This window comes from Arthrobacter sp. Y3221157, from assembly GCF_059089865.1.
This window is the reverse complement of record NZ_JBNHFD010000136.1, coordinates 1-5,264: the sequence shown is the minus strand read 5'-3', so window position 1 is coordinate 5,264 and position 5,264 is coordinate 1. Positions and strand designations below refer to the sequence as shown.

At 68.1% G+C, this 5,264-nt stretch carries 6 protein-coding genes and 4 pseudogenes; 4 read left to right on the top strand and 6 right to left on the bottom strand.

The genetic code is table 11. From position 1 onward, the window contains the following. A pseudogene (locus AC5RTT_RS19510) lies at nucleotides 1-198 on the top strand (hypothetical protein); the annotation flags it as partial. Nucleotides 199-253: 55 nt separating this feature from the next. Here AC5RTT_RS19510 and AC5RTT_RS19505 read toward each other — a convergent pair. After that, nucleotides 254-817: a COG4315 family predicted lipoprotein gene (locus AC5RTT_RS19505; protein ID WP_494146556.1), complete on the bottom strand. Its 564-nt coding sequence runs from the start codon at nucleotides 815-817 to the stop codon at nucleotides 254-256. A 166-nt stretch (nucleotides 818-983) separates the two neighbouring features. Here AC5RTT_RS19505 and AC5RTT_RS19500 point away from each other — a divergent pair, with 166 nt between their 5' ends. Both AC5RTT_RS19500 and AC5RTT_RS19495 read left to right on the top strand, forming a co-directional pair. Continuing rightward, nucleotides 984-1,481, top strand: coding sequence for a sigma-70 family RNA polymerase sigma factor (locus AC5RTT_RS19500; RefSeq protein ID WP_494123526.1), 498 nt, complete (start codon nucleotides 984-986; stop codon nucleotides 1,479-1,481). Continuing rightward, on the top strand, nucleotides 1,478-2,137 hold the full coding sequence (locus AC5RTT_RS19495) for a zf-HC2 domain-containing protein (protein WP_494146555.1): 660 nt from the start codon (nucleotides 1,478-1,480) through the stop codon (nucleotides 2,135-2,137). The genes AC5RTT_RS19500 and AC5RTT_RS19495 overlap by 4 nt, the downstream gene beginning before the upstream one ends. Here the strand turns inward: AC5RTT_RS19495 and AC5RTT_RS19490 are convergent. The 4 genes and pseudogenes from AC5RTT_RS19490 to AC5RTT_RS19475 all read right to left on the bottom strand — a co-directional run. Then, a pseudogene (locus AC5RTT_RS19490) lies at nucleotides 2,124-2,321 on the bottom strand (SRPBCC family protein); the annotation flags it as partial. The gene AC5RTT_RS19495 and the pseudogene AC5RTT_RS19490 overlap by 14 nt on opposite strands. After that, nucleotides 2,321-3,178: a DUF1206 domain-containing protein gene (locus AC5RTT_RS19485; protein WP_494146554.1), complete on the bottom strand. Its 858-nt coding sequence runs from the start codon at nucleotides 3,176-3,178 to the stop codon at nucleotides 2,321-2,323. The gene AC5RTT_RS19485 and the pseudogene AC5RTT_RS19490, both read right to left, overlap by 1 nt. 193 nt (nucleotides 3,179-3,371) lie before the next feature. Beyond that, entirely contained in the window at nucleotides 3,372-4,295 is a 924-nt protein-coding gene (gene trmB, locus AC5RTT_RS19480; protein ID WP_494053566.1) for a tRNA (guanosine(46)-N7)-methyltransferase TrmB, read from the bottom strand. Between the two features lie 77 nt (nucleotides 4,296-4,372). Further along, the gene (locus AC5RTT_RS19475) at nucleotides 4,373-4,795 is read right to left on the bottom strand and encodes a hypothetical protein (protein WP_494146553.1); all 423 of its coding nucleotides are present in this window, start codon (nucleotides 4,793-4,795) and stop codon (nucleotides 4,373-4,375) included. Nucleotides 4,796-4,928: 133 nt separating this feature from the next. On the opposite strand from AC5RTT_RS19475, the pseudogene AC5RTT_RS19470 reads away from it, so the two are divergent. After that, nucleotides 4,929-5,198, top strand: a pseudogene (locus tag AC5RTT_RS19470) (MFS transporter); the annotation flags it as partial. Here AC5RTT_RS19470 and AC5RTT_RS19465 read toward each other — a convergent pair. Further along, a pseudogene (locus tag AC5RTT_RS19465) lies at nucleotides 5,162-5,263 on the bottom strand (flavodoxin domain-containing protein); the annotation flags it as partial. The pseudogenes AC5RTT_RS19470 and AC5RTT_RS19465 overlap by 37 nt on opposite strands. Nucleotide 5,264: the final 1 nt, after the last annotated feature.

The window sequence follows — 5,264 nt, the reverse complement described above, 5'->3', positions numbered from 1 at the left end:
GTTCCTGCCACGCCGGCAAAGGGCGCCGGGGAATCCGACGCTCCCGGCAGGCAGGTGGAGGTCCCCGGGGCCAAGGACCTGCCTACCGCCGTCCCCAAGGACCTCACGAACGGGGCGGGCCAGCAGCCGCAGGTGCCCGTTCCAGGCGCGTCGGATCTGCACCTGCCTGGAACGCTTCCCGCAGTTCCGCTGCGGTAAAGGCGCCTGCGGCCCGATTGTCAGCCGCGCCGGCTGCGCGGGGACTCACCCTGCCCTAATAGCCGGCACCGCCCATCTGGATCATGCCGCCCGCCGGGTCGGCCAGATACCAGACATTGTTGACTCCCTGGCCCAGGATGTCGCCGGGCTTGGTGTCCTGGGCGAAGTAGTACAGCGGCATGCCGTTCAGGGTGACCTGCTGCTTGCCGTCCGGCGTCGTGATGGTGCCGAGCTCGCCCGTCACACCCTCGGCGGACGGCGTGGCGGACGTGGTGAGCACCGGCGGCCACGCTGCAAGGCACGCATCCGTGCAGGCGCTGGTTCCGGAATCCTTCACGTCCTTGGTGAAGAAGTACACGCTCCGTCCGTCCGCACCCACCACGATCTCCCCGGCGCTTGAGGAGGCCGTCTTGAGGTCGACGGCGGCACTGGCCGTGGTGGTTGGCGCCGCCGACGGCGGGGAAACGGACGCAGCAGGTGCGGTTGCCGAAGCAGGGGGAGCACCAGTGGTGACGGCGGGGCTGGTATCCGCCGGTGCAGTTCCGGTGCCGCCGCCGCAGCCGGCCAGCGCCGCGGAAAGGGCCAGGATGGCGAGGCCTGCGCACAGATGGTGTTTCATGCGGTTCTCCTTGGCTAGGCCCGGCGTCGGATCACCGGACGCTAACCGTATGACGCATCCGGGTGAAGAATGGTTCACAGCGGCTGCCCCCTGAACTTTCCTGCGGGCAGCAGCGTCTTCAGGTGGTAAGCAGGAATCCTGAACAGGCCCAGGCGGGAGGGACGTCATGCCGCTCGACGAGGACGTGGTGGAGTCCATCTACCGCGAGCACGGCGCTGCCCTCCGCCGTTTCGTCATCAGCGCCTCCCGGGATCCGCAGCTGGCGGAGGACGTGGTCCAGGAAACCGTGCTTCGGGTATGGCAGCATGCACCGGAAATCAACGGCAGCCTGCGCAGCTACCTGTACCGGACGGCCAGGAACATCATGATCGACAACTACCGCCGGGCGCAGCGCCGGCCGGAATCCCTCGAAAACAACCTTCCGGACCCCGCAGACGCCCTGGAAAAGGTGGACGGGTTGCTCAACCGGGTGCTGGTGGAGGAGGCCCTCCTCCGGTTGAGCAGGGAACACCGGGATGTCCTGGTGGCCCTGCACTACCGCCGGTTCACCGTCAACGAGGCCGCCGTGCAGCTCAACATTCCCAGCGGGACGGTGAAGTCCCGCGCGTATTACGCGGTGCGGGCACTGCGGACAATCCTGGACGAAATGGGGGTGGAAGGATGAACGGCGCGGATCCCCACCAGCTGCTCGGTGCCTACCTGCTTGGCGGCCTTGTGGCGCCGGACCGGGAAGCCTTCGAAGCCCACGTCCGTACGTGCGCCGCCTGCCGGGAAGAACTGGCCGGACTGGAGACGCTTCCCGTGACCCTTGACGCCCTTCCCGTTCCGGACGCGGTGGCGCTGACGGTCGTTTCAACCCTTGCTGCCGCTCCCGATGCACCCGCCCCGCCTCTGCTCCTTGCGAAACTGGCGCGCCGCCGTCGTGCCGTCCGGCTGCGGTGGGTGGCGCTGGTGGGCGCGGTTGCCGCAGCCTGCCTTGCCGCGGGCATCCTGGCCGGACCACTGCTGGCGCGGCCGGAGCCGCCCGACGCCACGTATTCGGTCCAGTCCGGTGGCGGACTGCAGTTCAGCATCGACCTCGTTAGGAAGACCTGGGGAACCGAGCTGGCGGTGAACGGGAGCAGCCTGCCCCAGGACGGGACGCTCTCACTCTGGGTCCGCGACCGTGCCGGCAGCGAGGACCGGGCCTGCTCCTGGACGGCAACGCCCAGCGGCAGGGCCCGGGTCACGGGGGCCACACCGGTTCAGCTGGGCAGCATCTCCAGTGTGGAACTGCGGGACGGGACGCAGAATGCAGTGGCTGTCATCACCGTGCCCTGAGGTCCTCCCTGAGTTCGGCCACCAGTGCCGGGTCCTCGCACGCACGGGCGAACGCCTCAATCCGGCGCTCAATTTCGCGGCCCAGCAGCCACGTGCCAACCCGTTCCATCAGCGGCCGCAACAAAGCCGGCCGGCATGAGAAGGTGTACTTCCAGACAGCCCGGGTGCCGCCGCGGTTTGCCGTTACTGGGTCATCTTGGCAAGCCGGGCCCGCACGATCATGAACGCTCCGTAGCAGATCAGCCCGGCGCCCACAGCCGCCAGCAGGTAGACGCCCAGGGGCTGGTCGCGGAGCGCACGGAGGCCGCCGTCCAGGCCGGTGGAGTCCTCCGGGTGGGCCTGCAGGGTGGCGATGGCGATGAGCAGGCCGGTCAGGAACAGCACGATGCCCTTGGCCACATAGCCGGTCACGCCCAGCACGGTGACGGCCGTCCTGGCCTTCTGGTTGGCCGGCATCACCAGGTGCTTTTCGAAGGACTTCTTCAGGCCACGGATGGCATACACCACGCCCGTCACGGCGATGGCCGCGCCGAGCACCACCAGCAGGGCCACGCCGCCCGGCGCCTTCATAAGGTTGACGGTCATGTCGGTGGCGGCCTGCTGGTTGTCACCGCCCGAACCCGTGCCCCTGGCGAAGGACAGCAGGGTCAGCGCAAGCCCGGCAAACACCAATGCCTGCGCGCCGGCTTTTGCCTTCTTCCCTGCCTTTTCCTTGGTGGGCAGGCGGTTGTAGTCAAAGATGGCGTCGCTGGTCTGCCACAGCGCCAGCGCCGCGCAGGCTGCGAAGCTGGCCCACAGCAGGAAGGGCCCGGCGGGTTGGGTTGAAAGTTCGGCCACGGCACCGCTGAAATCGGCGTTGCCGGTGCCGCCCGTGGCCAGCCGGATGGCGATTGCACCCACCAGCAGATGCAGGATGCCGCTCGCCGCAAACCCTGCCCTGGCCAGCACCTCCAGCGTCCGAGAGTTGGTGGCGTTCTCTGCAGCGGCTACGGCCTGCTTGAGTTCTCTTTTGATGGCTGTTCCTTTGTGCGTGCGCGGCACCCGCGCGGTGGTTCACTGGTGTGCGTGCCCCACACAACCGTAATCGTCCCACGCGGACCGGGCCCGGAACAGTGGGCGTGGCTCAAGGATTGCCAAGGGCAACTGGAACCCCGGCTTGGCATGCTGAAGGAGATCGTGGCCCGCATCAGTGTTGGCTGATCCGCGGGTGCACGTCCGCCGCTGCCCGTGACTGCTACCGGCGGCGGTAGCAGAGATCGAAGATCAGCCGCCCGGCCTCGTGGGCTTTGGCCTCGAAACTGGTGCGGATCCTGCCCTCGAACCGCGGTGCCCATCCGCCGGTTTCGTCGATGCCCTCGTTGGGGCCGGTGTGTTCGGTGCTCACCGGTGCGCGGCCTTCGCGGACGGGTGCCCCTCCCACCACGGTTTCGACGCCGGACTGCCAGACCTGCGTGAGCGGGCTTTCGGGTCCCCGGCGCTCGCCGGTGTGCAGGTTTTCAAAGTCCCGGGAATCCGCCAGGACGTCGCGGACATGGATGGCGTAGTTGGACCAGTCGGTGGCGATCCGCCAGAGCCCTCCCGGCTTCAGGGCGCGGGCAGCGAGCGCGGCAAATTCGGGCTGGATGAGGCGGCGCTTGTGGTGCCGGGACTTGTGCCAGGGGTCGGGGAAGAACACCCACAGTTCATCCACGGACCCGGCCGGGAGCATGGTGGCGAGGACCTCGGGAGCGTTGGCTTCCACGACGCGGACGTTGGTCAGTCCGCGGCTGTTGATCTTGATGATGGTGTTGGCCAGGCCGGGGGTGTAGACCTCCACGGCAAGGAAGTCCGTGTCCGGGTTCTGCTCCGCGGCATGGCAGATGGCGTCACCCAGGCCGGAACCGATTTCCACGATCAGGGGCGCCTTGCGGCCGAACTCGGCCTCCGCGTCGAACGTGTAGTCCGGGTGGACGGAGGTGTTGGCGACGTGCCGGGGGACGTCCACCGCCCACCGTTCCGCGTGTTCTTCCCAGGCGGCCTGGCGGCGGCCCTGCAGGCGGGTGCCGCGGCGGACGAAGCTGACCGGCCGGCCGCCATAGGTTCCGAAGGAGGCCTGTGTCCCGGGCGTGACCGGCCTCGGGACATGCGGCTGCTGGGGGTTTTCCGGGGATTCACTCATCCCTTCAAGGATACCGGCGCGGAACCGCCGGAGGGTCCCGGTACCCGGCGGCCGGAGATGGCTGCGGAAGGGATGCGTCAGCGCATCATGTACACGAACCGCAGGGTCATGATCAGCCCCACAATGAAGATCACGCCGTTCACGCACAACGCTGCCAGCGCCAGTCCGGACCCTCGGGCGCGGAGTCCGGACTTTCGAAGGGCGTAGCCGCCCAGCGAAGTGGAGGTGATGCCGAAGATCAGGGGCAGGCTCCAGAACACCAGGGGAGCCAGCCACGGATTCTGCGAGGGGCCGCTGTACGGGAAGGTCAGGAGCATGGCAAAACTGGCGAACGGTGCCGTGAGCAGGAGGCTCACAGGGGCCACGATCGCCAGCACAAGGCCAGCAACGGCCTTGGCGGTGTGGCAGTCACCTGCTGGTGCCGGAATCGCGGCCTGAAGCTGCGGGGATGTGTCGCCCGTCCCGGGGCTGCTGCGCTCGGACTGTGGTTGCATGTCCATGGTTCTCCCTGTTTGTGAGTGACTGGCCCGGCAGGTGCCCTTCAAACGTAGGGAGGCTCCTCGGCTGCCAAAAGGGCGCGGATGCCGTATGTGGACAACTCCTGGCGCAACGGGCACCTGTAACAATGGGCGGGTGACGGAAGCGACGAACGCCGGGGCAAGGAAGCAGCGGCCGGGAATCCCTGCCCGGAAGGCGCCGCCTGCCCGGGCTGAGCCCGGCACCCTGGTGGACGCCGAGATCGATGAACTGCCCCCACCACGGCCCACCCGGGTGGGAAGCCGGCGCCAGCGTGCCTACCTCGGCCTGTGCCTGGTCCTCATCGGGCTCAATCTGAGGACCGTGTTTTCCAGCTTTTCCGCGGTCCTGCCCGAGTCTACGGGCTCCACGTCGTGGCCGTGGGCCCGCAGGACGTCGGCAATGAATTCCGCAATCCGGGCAGTCTGGCCCTCGGAGGTCCCGTAAGGAATA

What these genes read in the sequence shown, in the direction of transcription:
- AC5RTT_RS19505 (WP_494146556.1), bottom strand. Translation starts at nt 817, where the DNA reads ATGAAACACCATCTGTGCGCAGGCCTCGCCATCCTGGCCCTTTCCGCG.
- AC5RTT_RS19500 (WP_494123526.1), top strand. Translation starts at nt 984, where the DNA reads ATGCCGCTCGACGAGGACGTGGTGGAGTCCATCTACCGCGAGCACGGC.
- AC5RTT_RS19495 (WP_494146555.1), top strand. Translation starts at nt 1,478, where the DNA reads ATGAACGGCGCGGATCCCCACCAGCTGCTCGGTGCCTACCTGCTTGGC.
- trmB (WP_494053566.1), bottom strand. Translation starts at nt 4,295, where the DNA reads ATGAGTGAATCCCCGGAAAACCCCCAGCAGCCGCATGTCCCGAGGCCG.
- AC5RTT_RS19475 (WP_494146553.1), bottom strand. Translation starts at nt 4,795, where the DNA reads ATGGACATGCAACCACAGTCCGAGCGCAGCAGCCCCGGGACGGGCGAC.